Annotated in this window: 15 protein-coding genes and 2 pseudogenes; 9 read left to right on the forward strand and 8 right to left on the reverse strand. The window is 68.2% G+C overall.

What is annotated here, in order from left to right:
- Positions 1-79: 79 nt before the first annotated feature.
- The 3 genes from IG62_RS0135505 to IG62_RS0135515 all read left to right on the forward strand — a co-directional run bounded on the left by IG62_RS0135505 (position 80) and on the right by IG62_RS0135515 (position 2,457).
- Positions 80-1,237, forward strand: coding sequence for a toxin glutamine deamidase domain-containing protein (locus tag IG62_RS0135505; RefSeq protein WP_030813378.1), 1,158 nt, complete (start codon positions 80-82; stop codon positions 1,235-1,237).
- The gene (locus IG62_RS0135510; protein WP_030813380.1) at positions 1,237-1,503 is read left to right on the forward strand and encodes a YrhB domain-containing protein; all 267 of its coding nucleotides are present in this window, start codon (positions 1,237-1,239) and stop codon (positions 1,501-1,503) included. The genes IG62_RS0135505 and IG62_RS0135510 overlap by 1 nt, the downstream gene beginning before the upstream one ends.
- Positions 1,504-1,599: 96 nt before the next feature.
- Entirely contained in the window at positions 1,600-2,457 is an 858-nt protein-coding gene (locus IG62_RS0135515) for a hypothetical protein (protein WP_030813383.1), read from the forward strand.
- On the opposite strand, the gene IG62_RS0135520 is transcribed toward IG62_RS0135515, so the two are convergent.
- The 5 genes from IG62_RS0135520 to IG62_RS0135535 all read right to left on the reverse strand — a co-directional run bounded on the left by IG62_RS0135520 (position 2,445) and on the right by IG62_RS0135535 (position 6,214).
- Entirely contained in the window at positions 2,445-3,305 is an 861-nt protein-coding gene (locus IG62_RS0135520; RefSeq protein ID WP_030813387.1) for an aldo/keto reductase, read from the reverse strand. The genes IG62_RS0135515 and IG62_RS0135520 overlap by 13 nt on opposite strands.
- Positions 3,239-4,450, reverse strand: a complete 1,212-nt coding sequence (locus tag IG62_RS0135525) for a JmjC domain-containing protein (RefSeq protein WP_030813390.1) — start codon at positions 4,448-4,450, stop codon at positions 3,239-3,241. Before IG62_RS0135525 ends, IG62_RS0135520 begins: the two co-directional genes overlap by 67 nt.
- Positions 4,451-4,536: 86 nt before the next feature.
- On the reverse strand, positions 4,537-4,698 hold the full coding sequence (locus IG62_RS48055; RefSeq protein WP_199812567.1) for a hypothetical protein: 162 nt from the start codon (positions 4,696-4,698) through the stop codon (positions 4,537-4,539).
- Between the two features lie 163 nt (positions 4,699-4,861).
- Complete coding sequence (locus IG62_RS45620; protein ID WP_107053105.1) at positions 4,862-5,233, reverse strand: hypothetical protein; 372 nt, start codon at positions 5,231-5,233, stop codon at positions 4,862-4,864.
- 288 nt (positions 5,234-5,521) lie between these two features.
- A complete protein-coding gene (locus IG62_RS0135535; protein WP_030813392.1) occupies positions 5,522-6,214 on the reverse strand; it encodes an HAD family hydrolase in 693 nt (230 codons plus the stop codon).
- Positions 6,215-6,308: 94 nt separating this feature from the next.
- On the opposite strand from IG62_RS0135535, the gene IG62_RS0135540 reads away from it, so the two are divergent.
- On the forward strand, positions 6,309-7,082 hold the full coding sequence (locus IG62_RS0135540; protein WP_030813395.1) for a hypothetical protein: 774 nt from the start codon (positions 6,309-6,311) through the stop codon (positions 7,080-7,082).
- Positions 7,069-7,536, forward strand: coding sequence for an NUDIX hydrolase (locus IG62_RS0135545; protein ID WP_030813398.1), 468 nt, complete (start codon positions 7,069-7,071; stop codon positions 7,534-7,536). The genes IG62_RS0135540 and IG62_RS0135545 overlap by 14 nt, the downstream gene beginning before the upstream one ends.
- Here IG62_RS0135545 and IG62_RS0135550 read toward each other — a convergent pair.
- Both IG62_RS0135550 and IG62_RS42660 read right to left on the reverse strand, forming a co-directional pair.
- Positions 7,524-8,087, reverse strand: a complete 564-nt coding sequence (locus IG62_RS0135550) for an HD domain-containing protein (protein ID WP_030813400.1) — start codon at positions 8,085-8,087, stop codon at positions 7,524-7,526. The genes IG62_RS0135545 and IG62_RS0135550 overlap by 13 nt on opposite strands.
- Before the next feature lie 1,000 nt (positions 8,088-9,087).
- Positions 9,088-9,578: pseudogene (locus IG62_RS42660) on the reverse strand (hypothetical protein); the annotation flags it as partial.
- 515 nt (positions 9,579-10,093) lie between these two features.
- Here IG62_RS42660 and IG62_RS46760 point away from each other — a divergent pair.
- The 4 genes and pseudogenes from IG62_RS46760 (at position 10,094) to tsaD (ending at position 14,620) form a co-directional block, all read left to right on the forward strand.
- Complete coding sequence (locus IG62_RS46760) at positions 10,094-11,188, forward strand: hypothetical protein (protein ID WP_158795163.1); 1,095 nt, start codon at positions 10,094-10,096, stop codon at positions 11,186-11,188.
- 431 nt (positions 11,189-11,619) lie between these two features.
- Complete coding sequence (locus IG62_RS0135565; protein ID WP_030813404.1) at positions 11,620-13,080, forward strand: FG-GAP-like repeat-containing protein; 1,461 nt, start codon at positions 11,620-11,622, stop codon at positions 13,078-13,080.
- A 6-nt stretch (positions 13,081-13,086) separates the two neighbouring features.
- On the forward strand, positions 13,087-13,368 hold the full coding sequence (locus IG62_RS0135570; protein WP_030813407.1) for a hypothetical protein: 282 nt from the start codon (positions 13,087-13,089) through the stop codon (positions 13,366-13,368).
- A 161-nt stretch (positions 13,369-13,529) separates the two neighbouring features.
- Positions 13,530-14,620 (forward strand): annotated as a pseudogene (gene tsaD / locus IG62_RS42665) (tRNA (adenosine(37)-N6)-threonylcarbamoyltransferase complex transferase subunit TsaD).
- 86 nt (positions 14,621-14,706) lie between these two features.
- Here tsaD and IG62_RS0135580 read toward each other — a convergent pair.
- A complete protein-coding gene (locus tag IG62_RS0135580; RefSeq protein WP_234326879.1) occupies positions 14,707-16,752 on the reverse strand; it encodes an ABC transporter ATP-binding protein in 2,046 nt (681 codons plus the stop codon).
- Positions 16,753-16,793 lie beyond the last annotated feature (41 nt).

The following is a 16,793-nucleotide window of genomic DNA, read 5'->3' on the forward strand; positions in this document are numbered from 1 at the left end:
CCAAGGCCATGAACGACATGGCCGCCAACCACGAAGACGCTGACCACTCGGCCAAGTCCGGCCTTGAGGGCGGTAAGTGATGGGCGCTGCCGACAAGGCCAAGGAGATCGTCCAAGACCTCACGGGCATGTGGTGGCCTGAGGGCGACGAGGACGAACTCCGGGAGGCAGCCCGCGCTTGGCGCACCTTCGCCGACGACGTCGAGGACTGTACGGCCGCCTGCCACAAGAAGGCCCAGGACGTCATCGACAACAACAAGGGCAAGTCGATCGAGGCGTTCGGGGAGTTCTGGCGCAAGTACCACGGCGGCGGCAAGGGCTACCTCGACGACGTGGCCACCGCCGCCCGCGACATGGCCAAGGCCCTGGACAAGTACGCCGACCAGGTCGCCGAGGCCAAGAAGAAGATCGAGCACGAGCTGGAGATCGCCGGCGCGGTACTGGTCGCCGGAACGGCCCTGGCCCTCTTCACCGGCGGAATCAGCGAAGTCGCAGCAGCCGGCGCCACCGAAGCGATCGTCGCCGCAGCAAGCTCCGCCGGCATCGCCGTCTCCGCCACCGTCGCCGAGATCGCCGGAACGGTCCTGGCAACCGCCGCCATCGGCGGCATAGAAGCCATCACCGTCGACGTGGTCGTCGCCCAGGGCGGCCGCAACCTCCTCGGAGACCAGAAGGGCATCAACCTCAAGGAGGCCACCGTAGCCGGCGTGTCCGGCATATTGCTGGGAGGCGCCTTCGGCGGTGCACGCAGCGCAGCAACACGCATCGCCGAGGGCCCGGAGATCAATAGCGTAGGTAACATTCGCTGGGGTGAGGGCGGAGGCGGCACCACCCTGCTCAGAGACAAATACAAGACACCGGTCACAGAAGATCTGCACAAACTGATTAACCCGGGAGGGGGCAGAGTTAACTGCCGGGCCTGCGCGCTCGCCGTGGACCGGACCCTGGAGGGCGCGCCGGCATCTGCCCTGCCGGGCATCAAGCGCGGCGCACTAAGGACTCTTGAGCAGAATTTTCCTGGGAAACACTTCCGGCCCCGCTCCTTCTCATGGATCGTACGCGACCTCAAGAACGCTGGTGACGGCGCAAGGGCGATCGTCTACGGCAGCGATGAGGATGGCGGTCACGTCTTCAACATCATCAACCGCGATGGCGACGTCATCTTCCTGGACGGGCAGAATGGGCATGCCAGTCACGCCTATAATTGGGATAGCTATCAATACATGAGGACGAACTAATGCTGGACCATGCCGCAGCCCTCAAGATCGCCGAAGACCTACTGAAGCAGGAAACCGGCCCATACGATCCAGAAATGTCCATCGACTACGAGCGGGTCAGGGAGAAGAACGGCATTTTCATTGCACCCTTCAACAGCGTGGAATACCTGGAGACGCGGGAGCCGCTGGACATGGTGCCGGATTGCTGGCCGATTCTTGTTGACCTCAAGTCAGGTGAGGCGCGTCTCGGCACACTGGAAGACAGGCCGCTATGGCGAGAGAGCTAGGACCCAACAGCTGAGGAATCCCCTGACAGCGTGAGGGGATTCTCTGAGGTGGAGCTACATGTCTTGCTAGTTTCAGGCCATCGCCAAGGAGGCCCAGTGTCATCCACTCTTCCTGTCAGCGCCCGGGTTGATCTGCGAGTTGAATCGGTTGATGAGGTGCTCGCCGAGGTCGAGCGCGCTCTTCAAACGCAGTTGGACAGAGCCACGCTGGTGCGCAAGCGGCGATCGCTGGGCGCACGTACGGACCGCGACACCTGGGTACGGGTTGAGCGGCGCCACGTCGACAAGATCAGCAGTCAAGGTTGGAACGGCACCGAATGTGCTGCCCTCCTGGAGGGAGTGGCCCATCCGCAGTGGCACCGAGGCGCTGCATGGAGACAGCCTGAGGACGCCGTGATGTGGCGGGTCGACGAGACAGACCTTCTGCCCAGTGAGCCCGTCGGCAGCAGTGTCCTCGCCGCCGACCCCGCGCTGTCGGACGACTGGTGGCAGGCGTTCAACAGGTCCTTGGATGCCTTGGCCAAGCAACACACGAGGCGCGTCGCCACTCCGGACACCGTGATGATTACGCAGAGCGGTGTCGCTGAGGCGATCCACCGTTTTCTCCCCGGTGGTGTCGACGTGACGGTGGAGCGGTGGCAGCCGGCACACGCGGATCTCAACTGGGCGAACATGACCGGGCCGGAGTTCTGCCTGTTCGACTGGGAAGACTGGGGCATGGCTCCTCAAGGGTTGGATGCCGCGTCGTTGTGGGGCAACTCTCTCGCCGTCCCGGCTTTGGCCGAGCGAGTCCGCCACGAGCGGCGCCACGATCTGGAGAGCCGGGACGGCAAGCTGATGACCTTGTTCGTCTGCGCGAAGATTCTGGCCCCGGACGCCCACCCCGAGGACCCTCGGCTTGAACCCGCACGTCTCACAGCCACGCAGGTGGCAGCGGACCTTCAGAGAGGCTGACGAACTTGCTGTTCGCAGAGGAGCCGCCGGTAGGCACAGAGCCTGGCCGGGTGGACCTCGTACCGCAGGGCGTCGATGAGTTCCCCGAGGTGGGAAGGGCTGTCCGTACCGACGGCGACTCTTCCCACTCGCGGTAGCCCGTAGGCCGCACGGAACGCGGCCTGTACGGCTGACAGGCCGTCATGCGGAGCCTGGATGAACATCCGTGGGTCCAGCTTGCCCCACAGTGGCTGTGTCGCGCTGCCCCCGAAGGGGCTCATGCCCCAGAGCTGGTCTGGGGCGAGGTCCCAGTGGGTCGCCAGAGCTTCGGACGCTTCCAGGACATCGATTCCGGCGAGGAGGCCCGCACGGACCATGATTACATCTGGTCTGGGCAGGGTGCGGTCCACGAGACCGGTCAATGAGCGAGGATCCCATGAGGCAATGCCCCAGCCTCCACACAGCCCGTCTGTCGCGGCCCTCTCCACGGCAGCGCATGCCACACCCAGCCTGTCCTGGGCGGCTGACGAGGAGCTGTTCACCGAGCGTTCTGGATTGTGGAGGAACACGAGATCCGGGGCACGGCCCAAGTCACGGTTGCTCTGCTCCACGGCTTCCCGAAGATGTGCGGGATCGAGAGAGTGCTCGGCCTGGCCGGCGGCTGGGAAGAAGCCGACCTTGGTGGAGAGCCAGAAGCGGGGGAGAAGCTCGCGTCCGGCGGCCGCCAAGGCGGTGTGGGCGGAGAAGCCGTGGTAGTTGAAGCTGGTGTCGATCGAGTCGACGCCCAGATCCAGGGCGCTCGTCAGGATCCGGCGCTCGTAGCGAGACCGGTGTAGCCCAAGAACAATTCGGGGGTCACGCTCGCGCACAGCTCCTCCTCCACCAGAATCTTCGCCAGTGCCTCCACCTCGGCACCCACCAGTCGAGCAGCCTCGTTCAGTCGCACGGGGTGGCCGCTCAGAAGCAAGCGGAGCCCGGGCAGTGCCTTGGCCGCGAAGGTGAGTTTCTTGCCCGCAGCCACCACGGCGACCGTTTCGCCGTCCTGCGTGATCACGGGTGGGAACTCGCTGACGCAGGCCACGGCCCCAAGAGGGCCGAAGATGTCCAGGAACGGGACGTGGCGTCCGGGGGGAGCTTCCCGTTCGCGGAGCCGGAGGAACTCTGCTGGGTCGCGGGCGTCGATGAGCCGGGAGGCCGCGGCGGTCAGAGCCATCCGCTGGGCCCGCTGCTCGTCGACGCTGCCCCAGCGATCAAGGTCGTAGCGAAACACCTCTTCCTGCCGGGACCAGTCGGCGAGCCAGGTCAGCCAGCTCACGGCGGTGCGCTTGGCGAAGCCGAAGGTCACGTGGGTGCTGTGGCCGCCGCCTCGGCCTACGCGCGTGGCTGCATGCCAGTAGCCGCGCGGGATGTGCATCACGTCGCGGGCCTTCATGGTGCCGGTCCATACGATCTCTTCGCTGGGGGTGTTGTTCCGCTCAGCGTCTCGGAACATCGGAACGGGCCGGGAGGCACCGCGCACCTCCCACTGTTTCTCGCCCGCGAGCTGCACGATGAGGACGTCGTGGTCGTCCCAGTGCAGGTCGAAGCCAGACGCGTCGTTCGTGGTCAGATAGACGTTCGCCTGGACGTGTTCCCGGGACCACCACTGCATGGCCCGGCACACCACCTCCATCGTGGGGTCGAAGACGTTCGACTGGTCCAGGACCAGCGTCGCCCCCTCACGCAGCAGGCTGCCCACACGGCGCATGTCCGCCATCGGTATCGCCTGCCCTCGCGGCGTGACCTGCCGGTTCAGGTACGCATCAGGGTGCAGCTCCTCCCCACCCTTGAAGAACCGGAACTGCGGGTTGGCCAGGCTTCGGCGCATGACCATGTCCAGCAGCCGCGAAGGCGTGAGCAGCCTCGTCACGACTTCGCAATCACTGATGCTTCCGCGAGCGAACTCCCTTCCGAGCTGGGCAGGGCCGTCCCATCCAAGTGCCTCTTCGACGGCACGGACCAAACGGTGCTCCATGATTCGTTTCTCCCTCCTTGCGCCAGACGCGGGACGTGGGAGGCGGAGGGGCGGTATGCGCCGCCCCTCCGCCGGAGAACTAGCGGCTACTCGACGTGGTTCAGCCCGTCTCCGCCCGGCCACGGGCCGTCACCCGACGAGCCCTGCCCAGGGTCGGAGGCGTTGCTGTCATGCCGGTCACGGACGCTCGTAAGGACTTCCACAGCGACCAGGAGGCCCTCCTCGACGGAGAGCTGCTTCTCTTGCACTTCGTGCTCCTTCCTCTTCCGGTTTCCCGACCGTTTCGGGCGGGACGTCTATGACGTGCGGAGGCGCTGGTGATGTGGAGCAGAGGCGCCCGGGGAGACACAGGGGGCAGGCATGGGGCGACGCTGAAGAGCTGGGCGCCGTACAGCAGGCAGCACGCAGCGCTCAGCGGCGGCGCAGGAACCCTCCTGACGCTCGGTGCCTTCCTCCGGGGCGTCCGCCAGACGATTCCGCTTCAGCAGGAACTCCGATCTGCGCAGACTCGGCCGACCCGTCGCTGAGCAGGAGGGATTCCCAGACCTGGTCCTGAAGTTTCTGGATGCACGGTCCGCAGGCGTACATCGGCGCCTTGGCGCCGGCCACGCTTACGGGACCGATCCACAGGACCCGGGTCCACTGCTGGCCGCAATAAAGCCAGCAGTAACCATCGACCCAATGGTTGCGGTCGTCGGTGGCCGCCGGGGCAGGCAGGCCACCACGGGCGAAGTCGGCGATGCCGGGGATCACCCTGTACGGCATGGCCAGTTCCAGAAACACGACGTGACCCCCAAGAGCAGCTGGGCTGGACGGCCAGGGGGAGAGGCCCGCTGTTGTCTGCGTCGGCGTGCCGGAGCCGCCTGCTGTGAAAACAGCAGCGGCACTCGACGCCGCAGCGGGACAGCAGCCGGTAGGCACAGCATCTGGATCTCGCGGATCCCGCTGACGTCCTCGATCACGAGCGATTCCCCTTCGGCCAGTTCCCTGGTTGGAGGACCGATAGTGTCCGAGCCCGCCTGGACCGCATCACCTCGTATGCGGACGCTCTCGAAGACGTCCTGGGACGTTTCAGCGCGCCGCGAAGCTCTCCAAAATCCGCAGAACCTGCGCTGTGTCCGCCAGATCAGAGAGCACTACGTCCGCCCCGGCAGCAGCCAGTTCTTCAGGACTGTGAACGCCTGAAGCAACCGCGACGATCCCGGACCCCGTGGCAAGAGCAGCTTGGACATCCCGCGGCGTGTCCCCCACCAGCGCCACCGGCACGTCAGCCCGCACCCCACGGACTCGCCGGGCTCGCTCGCGGGCAACCCCCACAAGGTCGGGACGCTGCTCCGCGTCAGCCCCGTAGGCCCCAACAGCCAAGTCCAGCAAGGAACCCAGGTGAAACGCCGACAGTTTCACGTGTGCGTTGGCCGCGATGTTGCCCGTCAGAACGGACGAGACCCAGCCGTCATGCGCCGAAGCCGCCTTGAGGGCGTCGCGCACTCCAGGGAGGACGGTCCCTCGCCTACCGAGAATCTCCAGGCGTTCCTCCCCGGCACGGGCAAGCGCGGTTTCGACGGCGGCCCAGTCCGGCTCAGGCAGACCGTGGCGCATGAACAGTTCCCGCATGATCAGGCGATCCGTTCGCCCCTCCGTCCGCGCCGGCCCGGCCGGCGGGCCTCCTGCCAACGCCGAGAACGCAGCGGCGTAGATCTCCTTGCTCACCCCTGCGTTCTCGATGAGCGTGTGGTCGATGTCCCACAGGACGATGAGCTCCATGCCGTCAGGGTAGGGATCGGCTACAGCCCCACCTTTCGAGAACGTCCCAAAACGTCCTTGCCGGATCACGACCGCCTCGACTTTCATGACATCCGTGAACGAGCGACTTCACTCCGTACTCGCCCAACGCGGCGTCTCGCCCGAGTCGCTCGCCGAAGCCTGCGAGGTGGATCCCAAAACCGTCGGTCGCTGGCTCGGCGGGCGCGTGCCTCACCGGAGACACCGCTTCCGTGCCGCGCAGCTCCTACGTGTGGAAGAGACGTTCCTGTGGCCCACTCCTCCTCCGCACGGCAGCCGCCCTGACGCCGGATTAGGCACCGAGCTCGTCGGCAGCTACCAGAACCGCGCCAGCGTCCCCCGAGACATGTGGCTCCAGCTACTGATGGAGGCCCAGGAGCAGATCTGCGTACTCGTCTTCTCCGGGACCTTCTTTGCCCAGTCCAACCCCCACGTCGCCAAGATGCTCGCCGAGCGCGCAGCCGCCGGCGTCCGGGTACGCCTGTGCTTCGGTGACCCGAGTGGCCAGGCTGTCGCTCTCCGGGGCCGCGAGGAAGGCATCGGCGACACCCTCGCAGCCAAGATCCGCGCCTCCCTGACCTACTACCGCCCCCTACTCCCCGAGGCAGGCTGTGATGTGCGGCTGCACGACACCACGCTGTACGCCTCCCTCTTCCGCTACGACGACAACCTGCTCGTCAACCCCCACGTCTGGGGCCAGCCGGCCAGCGCCAATCCACTCCTCCACCTCAAGCGGGCTGACGCCACAGGGTGGTTCGACAACTACGCTCAATGCTTCGAAGCAGTCTGGGCCGACGCACGGCCCTGGACCCCCGACCAGGAGGGCACCGCCGTACATGGGCAGGACTGAGTACTACAACGACCCCACCGCCCCCAAGGCGAACACCCTCATCCCCGCCAGCAATCTCCTCGTCGTCGACGACGACGGCGCGATCCTGCTTCAGCGACGCCGCGACACGGGCCAGTGGGCCCTCCCCGGCGGCGCCCAGGACATCGGGGAGACCGCGGCACAGTGCGCGGTGCGCGAATGCCTGGAGGAAACCGGCATCGTTGCCGAGATCACCGGCTTCCTCGGCGTCTACACCAATCCCCACCACATCGTCGCTTACACCGACGGTGAGATCCGCCAGCAGTACGAGAACACCTACATCGGCCGCCCGGTCAGCGGTGAGCCCACCATCAACAACGAGGCCGACGGCGTCCGCTTCGTCCGGCCTGCGGACCTCGATCAGTACGACATCCATCCCAGCATGCGCCAGCAGATCGGCGACTACCTCGCCGGCACTTACCCCTACCTCGGCTGAGCCACCAACGCCGCATCCACCCGCTCCACGGCTGCGAAGATCTCCGACGACGCCCGGCGGATGAAGCACCCCACGACACTGTCCGCCCCATAACGGCCCACAATTTCCGCCACCCGCTCCTGGGCAGTCGTCGATTCCCCGTCGGGCGTTGTCGTCATGTCGCAATAGACCAGCGCATCCACCAGCAGCGGCTCCTCCAACAACGGGAACTCCCCCTCCAGTGGCTCACGCAGCCCGCGCTCCTCGGCTTCCAGCAAGGCGAACGAGTGGTTCGCCACCAACCGCACCAGCCGTTCATCGGCACCGTGCTCATCGCGGAGGAACCGGGCACCGTCGAGCGGATGGAACCCCGTCGCCGCCAGGCGAGGCGCGTAGCCCACATCGTGGAGCGCTGCGGCAGCCTCCAGCAGTTCGGCGTCGTCGCCGAGTATCCGCCCCAAATCGGCCGCGCGACGCGTAACCCCTATGGTGTGCGCCCACCGTCGAGGGAGCGCAGCACTCAGCTCCGCCTTCGCCATGAGCATCGCCCAGTTCACCAATGATCCGTCCATGGCTTGGGACATGCCCAAGTGACGGTGTGGGCACTCCGGTGGTTTCTCCTGCCGCGTCATGAACGTCTTCTGTCTGCTGGCCACCGGACGCTTCACTTCGGCAATCCAGCTGGTGAACGATGCGCCAGCCGTCATACAGCCGGAGTTGGGCAACGCCAACGACGATCCCTTTCGAGCGGGGACCTGCCCGTCCGGTCGTGGCGACGCTCGGGCAGCAGTATGCGGGAACATCACCATTCTGGTTGTAGGAGCTCGACGGGACCGGTACGACGGTCACCATGTACCGATGGTCGCCACTCAACGATCGACAGCTGGCCTTGCTCACCCGCATCGGAGAGGGAACGGATTACCTCTGAGAGCCCGGAACTCGCCATCACCGCCCGTGCCCTCAAGAGCCGGGGCCTCATCACCATGCCCAAGCGTGGTGGGAAGTGGCAGGCAGCGATCACCGATGACGGTGGCTTCTACCTGGAACACGGCCACCACCCGGACCGGCCCGAGCCTGCCCCGCGCAAGCAACGACCGGTAGCCGCCGGGCTGAAGCCGGAGGTTGCGGCACCTGCCCGTCGGCGGGCGGCTCCCCCACCTGAGCCGAAGCCGGCACCAACGCGTACCGCGACGTCTTCCCAGCGCGCCACGAGGGAACTTGGGTTGACCCCGCCCTGCAGTCCCGCGTCATCACCTTCGAGAAACCGTACATGGAGCCATCCAGACCTGCCGCTCCCACCTACCCGAACGATCTCAACACGGCGAACCGCGGCGCCCAGCTCCTTCGGCCTGGCTCGGTAGGCCCAGTTCTCACCCATCTCCATGTGCCTATTCAGCCCGGTCGGTTCCTCCCATCGCCTAGCCATTGCCAAAAGATCAGGAGATGGAAAGCAGCGCCCTCTGATGTCCCCAGCCAGGGTCGCCGCTCCGTCCCAGTTGGCCGAACGGTGCTCACGGTGGCAACCGTCCCAGCAGTCCAAGGGCGGACCCTTCTCCGGGGCCAGCTACGAGGTCAGCCCACCTGAAGCTCTGCGATGACCTGCTCCGCCATCTGGCGGGCGGGCTCCAACCGAGGGTCCTCCGGGTGTGCATCCGGTCCGAGGATTTTCGCGCACACGAACAGCGTCATCAGCTTGCCGTCCCGGCTCTCGAAGTCGCTACGCCACTCTGCCGTACTCGGTCGGCCAGCCCCGGGACGGCGAGGGAGTTGCCCCACAGTGATGCGGCATCCAGTCCTCGGGGAGCGTTGCCCCAGTCTTCCCAGTCGAAGAGACAGAACGTCGGCCCGGTCATGTTGGCCCAGTTCAGATCCGCATGGGCCGGCGCCCATCGCTCCACGACCGTGTCGAAGGATCCGGTGAAGGCGCTGCTGATGGCCTCGGTAATGCCGGCCTGGGTAATGGTGACGGTGTCCCGCGTGGCGATGCGGAGGGTGCGCTGTTCAGCGAGGGCATCCGACGAGGAGTTCAGGGCCTGCCACCACTCGTCTGGCAGCTGCGGATCAACGCCAGCACGCTGTCTCCACAGGTAGTCCGCTGCCCGTCCGGTGGTCTCAATTCTCGTTTTATTCACCCGGCGGCGCGAGCCAGTGGCACAGTGAGCTCATGCAGCCGCCTGCCTGGGCGGGGACCGCGGATAACCCGTTATCCGCACCCGACGCCTTCGACGTCCCCGTATTCCTCCACCGCAGTTCTCCGCTGACCCCGGCGCCACGCCCCTCCCCCGCACAGGTGGCTTCGGCCCACCAGCCCTGGCCCAAGGGCGCTGGCATCCCTGTAGACGGCGCGTATCTGGTCGGGACGACGTGGCGTGCCCTCCTCGACGCCACGACCACCGTCGGACGGAACATCGGCCCTTGGATCGCTGCCACCCCCCGTCTCGCACGCCGCGAGATCATGGCCCGCCGGTACCCCCTCTCGGCCTACCTCGTCCGCGCCGGGCGCGAGGTCGTGCCCAGCGTCGTCTACTCCCACGGAACTGAGAGTTCGACTCGTAGCGCCTTCGGCTACCACGTCGGCATGACGATGGCCGAGTGGGCCTGCCGGCGGATGGGGCTCGGTCCCACCACGCACGCCGAGAGCGCGGTACCACAGGGGGCGGCACCCGGCTGGGCCAAGACGTCCAGCCTGCCGGACCTGTTCGGCACGCACCCGGCCACGTCCGAGCTCTGGCTGGTCGAGGCGAAAGGGAGCCGTCGGCTCGGCCTGCGTCCCCGGATCAAGGGAGCGAAGCAACTGGACATCGGCGCCCTTGTGCCCGTTACACACCAGAAGGTGCTGTGCGGCACCAGCTTGGAACGGCGTCTGTTCATGATGATCGATGTCGAGGGCCTACCGAAGACCGGCAACTCCGGTGGCGGCTCTGGTGGCGGCTCCGGGGGCGACTCTGGGGACAGCACTGGCGAAGAAGCGCTGGAGCAGGACGATGAGGCGCTCCTGGAGCTCGCTCGGTCGCGCATGCTGACATATCTGGCGCTGACATCACTGCCCCGGGACGGGTTGCGCATCACAGCTGTCGGCAGGCCCGAGGAAGGATCGCCAGCGCGCGCAGACCTGATCCGACTACTGGAAAGCGACCGCGCGACGACCGAGCTGCGCCGCCACGTCCCTCCTGATGCCGGGGACGAGGCCGTTAGGCAACAGAACGGCCTGGACATGCTGACGGGACGACTGCCGGGAACGGATCTCATGCTCGGGATGTCACGGCGTCTGTACGGCGCGTGCCGTGCGCTGGCCTACGAGGAACGTCGCGTCGTCGCCCGGGTCCGGGATGAGCGGCCCAAATATCTGGAGGAACTGCCCCGCGAAGTTCAGCCCGCGGACGGTACAGTCGCGCGGCTGCCCGAACGACAGCTGAGCGATCGCGCGTACGAGGAAAGGATCGCCGAGGTCCAGGAGTACCTGCGAGAAGTCCGAGAGGAACAGCGGGACGACCAGCTCCGGTCCGTACGAGACGGTTTCACGATGGGGGACCGTGGCTCCTGGATGCACCTCATCGATCTGGCTCCGCGCCTCGCACTCCCAAGGGAGGAGGGATTTCTGGAGGCGGCGACCGCAGACACCTACCTCGCGGTCGAGGAAGAGGCGCTCGACCTGGACGCCGAGGCCGAATAGCGGCTGCTGGCCAAGACCGATTCGCCGCGGCAGCAAGGCCGAGGCATTCGGCGCTACCAGGGCTGATTCGACCAGCCAAACTTGGCCTACCGAATGAACCACGGTCTCAGTTCTGGTCTCATTCGGGCACGTCCGGCACCGTTCAGAGGCCATGCCCTCACCTGGCCCTTCGCAGGTCAGGACGTTCTCGAACCCCTCCGGACCCCCAGACGAACATTTGGAAAGCGTGTTGGGGGCAACCCCTCACGAGTTCGAATCTCGTATCCTCCGCCTGATGGAAGGCCCCGACCGGTTCGCCGGTCGGGGCCTTCGTCGTTTGGGGGCGCTGATCATCTCGTGGCCCCATGGGCGACTCCGGGCGAATGCGGGAGATCCGGTCCGTTCGTACGAGGGTGCTCGCCCGGCATCCCGCATGTTGCAGGAGAGCGTCGATGCACAAGAACGTCCGCACCGCCCTGGCTGCGGTATCGGTCGCCGCGCTGGCCGGGGGCCTGCTGGTGGTCACCGCCGCGCCGTCGACGGCGGCCTCCGCCAAGTACGCGGATGACTTCAACGGTGACGGCTATCGCGATCTCGCGGTTTCCGCGCCGGGCGCAGTCGTCGGAGGTCACGACCAGGCGGGAGCAGTGGTCATCACCTACGGCTCGTCCAGCGGCTTGCAGAGCGGCAGAACGCAGGTCGTCTCGCAGAGCTCCAGCGGGGTGCCCGGCGCGTCCGAAGAGGGAGACCGTTTCGGCGCAGCCACCGCGTTCGGCGATTTCAACAACGACGGTTACGCAGACCTCGCCGTCGGCGCTCCCGGCGAAGACACCACCGCAGGCTCGGGCACCGGTGAGGACACCGGAGCGGTCACCGTGCTGTGGGGCAGCCGCACGGGACTGGCCGGCGGCACCGCTCTGGAGATACCGCCGCTTGACCATCCGAGAGGCTACGGCCAGGTTCTCACCAGTGGTGACTTCGATGGGGACGGCCTCCACGACGACATCGCGGTCGGCCTGTCCGGGGACAACTCTGTCTTCTTCTACCGGGGTGGAACCACCAAGAGCAGCACCCTCGGGGGACGAACGGGCTTCCCCGCCACGTCCCTGACCGAGGTCATCTCGCTGGCCGCAGGTGACGTCGACGCCGACGGTGTCGACGACCTCGTGGTCGGCGGCCACGACAGCGACAGCCGGGAGCTCTACAAGCAGTCCCTGTATCTCGGACGTGCCTCGTCCCGGCCGCAGTACGCGGGCGATGCGGGACACGGCGAGACAGCGGCAGTCGGAGATGTGGACGGCGACGGGTACGCCGACATCGCCACCGGCCACCCGTGGGATCAGCGGTCCTCGATGGCGGGCACGACTCCGGGGGGCAACGTTTCCCTCACCTACGGCTCGGCCGGCGGCCGTGACACCTCGCGCCCCACCGTGACCATCACCCAGAACACCGAGGGAATCCCCGGCGCCTCGGAAACGAACGACAACTTCGGACACGCGGTGGCCCTCGACGACATCGACGGGGACGGCAGGGCGGACCTCGTCGTCGGCGCTCCCTACGAGTCGGTCGGCGCGGCGGAGTCCACGGGCTCCGTCACGGTGATCCCGGGTTCGGCCAGTGGTCTCGCCACCACCTCGGCACACGCGTACGACCAGGGATCCGCCGGGATCCCGGGGGCGGCGGAGGGTGGTGACCATTTCGGGGAGGCCGTGGCACTGACGGACACCAACGGTGACGGCAGGGCGGACCTCGCCGTCGGCGCCTCCGGGGAGAACAACATGGATGGTGCCGTGTGGTCCCTCAAGGGACGTGCTTCCGGGCTGACCACGACCGGTGCGGTGAGCTTCGGCGCGGGAACGGTCGGTCTGTCGACGAGCGAGTGGCCGGAGTTCGGCGTCCGGATCACGGGGTGACGGCTGATGGGTGCGCCACTGCCGGCAGGGTGGACTCTTGAGGCGATCCGCCACGTCTCCGGCGACCGGGAGGCCGTAGCGCTGGCCGTCGACCGCTCCGTCGAGTGGGTGGCCGGACCGGATGACCGTGAACGGATCCAGCCCGAGATCATCTTGGGGTTCCATGAACTGTGTCTGGTGAAGCCGGTCGACGACGAGGACTGGTACATGGGCAGTCTGACCGACGAGGGCAGTGTCGACTGCTGGAGCGCCTACGGTGATCTCCACGAAGCGCTTCGGGGCCTGTAGGGCGACGGCACCCGCTGCACCCACCTTCCCCTTATTGCACAGAGTTCGCAAATACGTAACCTTGGCAACTATTCTGGCCGCCGTCAATGGACCCGACCCGGCTCGTCGGCCTCCTCGTCGTTTCTCGTGTCCCGGGAGTGTCCCGGGAGGTGGAGGACCGTATGTGTGCGGCACCCGTGGTGCTGGGGATCGAGTCGTCCTGCGACGAGACGGGCGCGGGCCTGGTGCGCGAGGGCCGGCTGCTCGGGCACGCCGTGGCGTCGAGCATGGACGAGCACGCGCGGTTCGGTGGGGTGGTGCCGGAGATCGCGGCGCGGGCCCATGTGCACGCCCTCGGGCCGGCCGTCCGGCGGGCGCTGGGCGAGGCGGGGCTGCGGATGGCGGACATCGGGGCGGTCGCGGTGACGACCGGGCCGGGGCTGTCGGGGGCGCTCCAGGTCGGGCTGGCCGGCGCGAAGGGGCTGGCGTACGCCCTCGGGGTGCCGCTGTACGGCGTGCACCACCTGGCCGGGCATGTTGCCGCCGACACCCTCGCCCACGGGCCGCTGCCCGACCCCTGCGTCGTACTGATCGTCTCCGGCGGCCACACCTCGCTGCTCCTCGTCCGCGATCTGGGCCGCGACCGCATCGTGCACCTCGGCGACACCCTGGACGACGCCGCCGGCGAGTGCTTCGACAAGGTCGCCCGGGTCTTCGGGCTGCCGTATCCCGGCGGGCCGGCCATCGACCGGGCAGCGCGCGTGGGGGATCCGTGCGCTGTCCCCTTCCCCGTCCGCTCACCGGACCGCACGACGATCCGTACGGCTTCTCCTTCTCGGGGCTGAAGACCGCCGCCGCGCGGTGGGCCGAGCGGCACCACGGTCGGGCGCTGCCGGTGGCGGACGGTGCCGCCTCGCTCCAGGAGGCGGTCGCCGACGTGCTGACCCGTAAGGCGGTGGCGGCCTGCACTGCCCACGGTGTCGGCACCCTTGTCGTGGTCGGCGGGGTTGCCGCCAATTCGCGGGTCCGGGCGCTGGCGGAGGAGCGGTGCGCGGCGGCCGGGATCGTTCTGCGCGTGCCGCCGCCGAGGCTGTGTACGGACAACGGCGCGATGATCGCCGCCGTCGGGGACCTGCTGGTCCGGGCGGGTGCCGAGCCCGCACCACTGGATGTCTCGGTCGATCCGTCGGCTCCCCTGGAGTACGCCGCGCTGCACCCGGTCGCCCGCACCGCCGCGGCGGTCGGCGCCACCGCGGCGGCCGGCGCACGTTGACGGCGTAGCGCTGGTCCCGTCCCCACCCGCTGGTCCCGGCCCCGCGCGCTGCTCCCCTCCCCACGCGCCGGTCCCGCCCCCGCGCCTCAGCCGTGCCAGGACGACGCGCCCGGCTGGCCCGCCAGGCTGTGCGGCGGGGCCGGCTGTCCGTTGTGGCCCGGCGGATGGGCGTGGAAGAGCGTGGAGTACAGGCCGTCGTGGGCGAGGAGTTCGGGGTGGGTGCCGGATTCGACGAGGCGGCCCTGGTCGAGGACGAGGATGCGGTCGGCGTCGGTGGCGAGGTCCAGGTCGTGGGAGATCACGAGGGTGGTGCGGCCCTCGGCGAGGCGTCGCAGGGGGGCGAGGATGCGCTGGGTGGCCAGGATGTCCAGGCCCGTCGTGGGCTCGTCGAGGACGAGGACGGGGGCGTCGCGCAGCATGGCGCGGGCGATGGCGATGCGCTGCAGTTGGCCGCCCGAGAGGCGGGCGGTGCCCGGGGCGATGACCGTGCGGTAGCCGTCGGGGAGGGCGGCGATGAAGGTGTCGGCGTCGGCGGCGTGGGCGGCGCGGACCACGTCCTGGTGGGTGGCGTGCGGGCGGCCGCAGCCGATGTTCTCCTCGATGGTGTCGTGCAGGACGAGGGTGTCCTGGGGGAGCAGGGTGATGTTGCGGCGCAGCTGGGCGAGCGGCATCTGGTTCACGGGGATGTCGTCGAGGCGGACGGAGCCGGTGTCAGGGTCGTAGAACCGCAGCAGCAGGGCGGCCACGGTGGACTTCCCGGCGCCGCTGGGGCCGGTGAGGACCAGCAGCTCGCCGGGGACCGCGGTGAAGGACAGGTCGTGCAGGACCTCGTCGGGGCTGTCGGGGTAGTGGAAGCCGACGTGCCGGACCTCGATCTCGCCGAGGGCGCGGGTGAAGCGCGGCGGGGCGACGAGGGACGGCGGCGGGTCGGTGACCGCGGGGCGCGCGTCGAGGATCTCCAGCAGGCGCTCGGAGCCGGCGGTGGCCTCGGTGGCGGTGAGGCCCAGCTGTCCCAGGGAGCGGATGGGCGGGTAGAGGTAGCCGACGAAGGCGGCGAAGGCGAGCAGCTGGCCCAGGGTCATCCGGCCGGCGGAGATCTCCCACGCGCCGAGGCCGATGATCGCCAGCACGCAGAACGTTTCGAGGAGCTCGACGATCTGCTCGTACAGCTCGTTGAGGCGGGCGCTGGTCACCGACGCCCGGAACCATGCGCGGGCCTGCCGCTCCAGGCGCTGCTCCTCCGCGTGCCGGCGGTTGTACGCCTGGGTGAGCACGACGTTGACCAGGCCCTCCTCGACGACCGAGGTGATCGCGCCGTCCGCCGCGCGCTCCCGGCGGGACACCTCCTTGACCCGGCCGGTGAAGCGGCGGGTGGCGCTCCAGAACACCGGTGCCAGCACGAACGTGGCCAGGGCCAGGTCCCAGCGCAGCCAGAGGGCCGCACCGGCGTAGAAGAGGATGCCGAACAGGGCGGCGACCGCCTGGACCAGACCGGAGACCACCATTTGCTCGATGGCGTCGACGTCACCGGTCAGCCGCTCGACCAGGTCACCGCGCCGGTTGCGCTGGAAGAAGTGCGGCGGCAGCGTCTGGAGATGGGCGAAGACCCGGGCCCGTAGGCGCATCACGAAGCGCTCGGCGGTCCAGGCGGCGAGCGAGTTGCCGAGGTAGCCCACCACCGCGCCGATGACGGCCACGGTCAGCCACAGCCCGGCCGGCTGCCAGAAGGCGCTGACCGAGCCCTTCTGCAGGGCGTTGTCGGTGAGTTGGGCGAAGAGCAGGATGGCCGCGGTCTCGGCGAGCGCGGCGGCGACGGCGCACAGACAGACCAACAGCAGCCAGCGCCGGTCGCCCTTGGTCAGCGGCCAGAAGCGGCGGAGGGATTCCTTGAGCCCGACCCGCCGGGTGCGGATGGTGGGGTCGGCCAGCGGGCCCCACAGGCCGTGGCCGAATCCTTCGGACGCGGGCTGCGCTTCCGGAACTTCGGGCCGCGTCGGCTCTGTTGACTGGGTGGGTTGCGTCGGTTGCGTTGACCGTGTCGACGCTGTCGGCGGTGCGAAGGCTTCGGTCGGCGCCGGGGCCGGTGGCGTCTCGGTGCGCACCGGCCGCCGTCGCGAGCTGCGCAGATGCATGATGGCTACGCCGTATCAGTCGCTGGTCGGACCGGGCGGAA

It is taken from the genome of Streptomyces sp. NRRL S-337 (assembly GCF_000720175.1).
In the GTDB taxonomy this organism is placed as follows: Bacteria; Actinomycetota; Actinomycetes; order Streptomycetales; family Streptomycetaceae; genus Streptomyces; species Streptomyces siderophoricus.

Excerpts from the sequence above, each read along its gene's own strand:
- IG62_RS0135510 (WP_030813380.1), top strand. The coding sequence starts at position 1,237 with ATGCTGGACCATGCCGCAGCCCTCAAGATCGCCGAAGACCTACTGAAG.
- IG62_RS0135570 (WP_030813407.1), top strand. The coding sequence starts at position 13,087 with ATGGGTGCGCCACTGCCGGCAGGGTGGACTCTTGAGGCGATCCGCCAC.
- IG62_RS0135580 (WP_234326879.1), bottom strand. The coding sequence starts at position 16,752 with ATGCATCTGCGCAGCTCGCGACGGCGGCCGGTGCGCACCGAGACGCCA.
- IG62_RS0135545 (WP_030813398.1), top strand. The coding sequence starts at position 7,069 with ATGGGCAGGACTGAGTACTACAACGACCCCACCGCCCCCAAGGCGAAC.
- IG62_RS0135525 (WP_030813390.1), bottom strand. The coding sequence starts at position 4,450 with ATGGAGCACCGTTTGGTCCGTGCCGTCGAAGAGGCACTTGGATGGGAC.
- IG62_RS0135565 (WP_030813404.1), top strand. The coding sequence starts at position 11,620 with ATGCACAAGAACGTCCGCACCGCCCTGGCTGCGGTATCGGTCGCCGCG.
- IG62_RS46760 (WP_158795163.1), top strand. The coding sequence starts at position 10,094 with ATGACGATGGCCGAGTGGGCCTGCCGGCGGATGGGGCTCGGTCCCACC.
- IG62_RS0135535 (WP_030813392.1), bottom strand. The coding sequence starts at position 6,214 with ATGGAGCTCATCGTCCTGTGGGACATCGACCACACGCTCATCGAGAAC.
- IG62_RS0135550 (WP_030813400.1), bottom strand. The coding sequence starts at position 8,087 with ATGGACGGATCATTGGTGAACTGGGCGATGCTCATGGCGAAGGCGGAG.
- IG62_RS0135505 (WP_030813378.1), top strand. The coding sequence starts at position 80 with ATGGGCGCTGCCGACAAGGCCAAGGAGATCGTCCAAGACCTCACGGGC.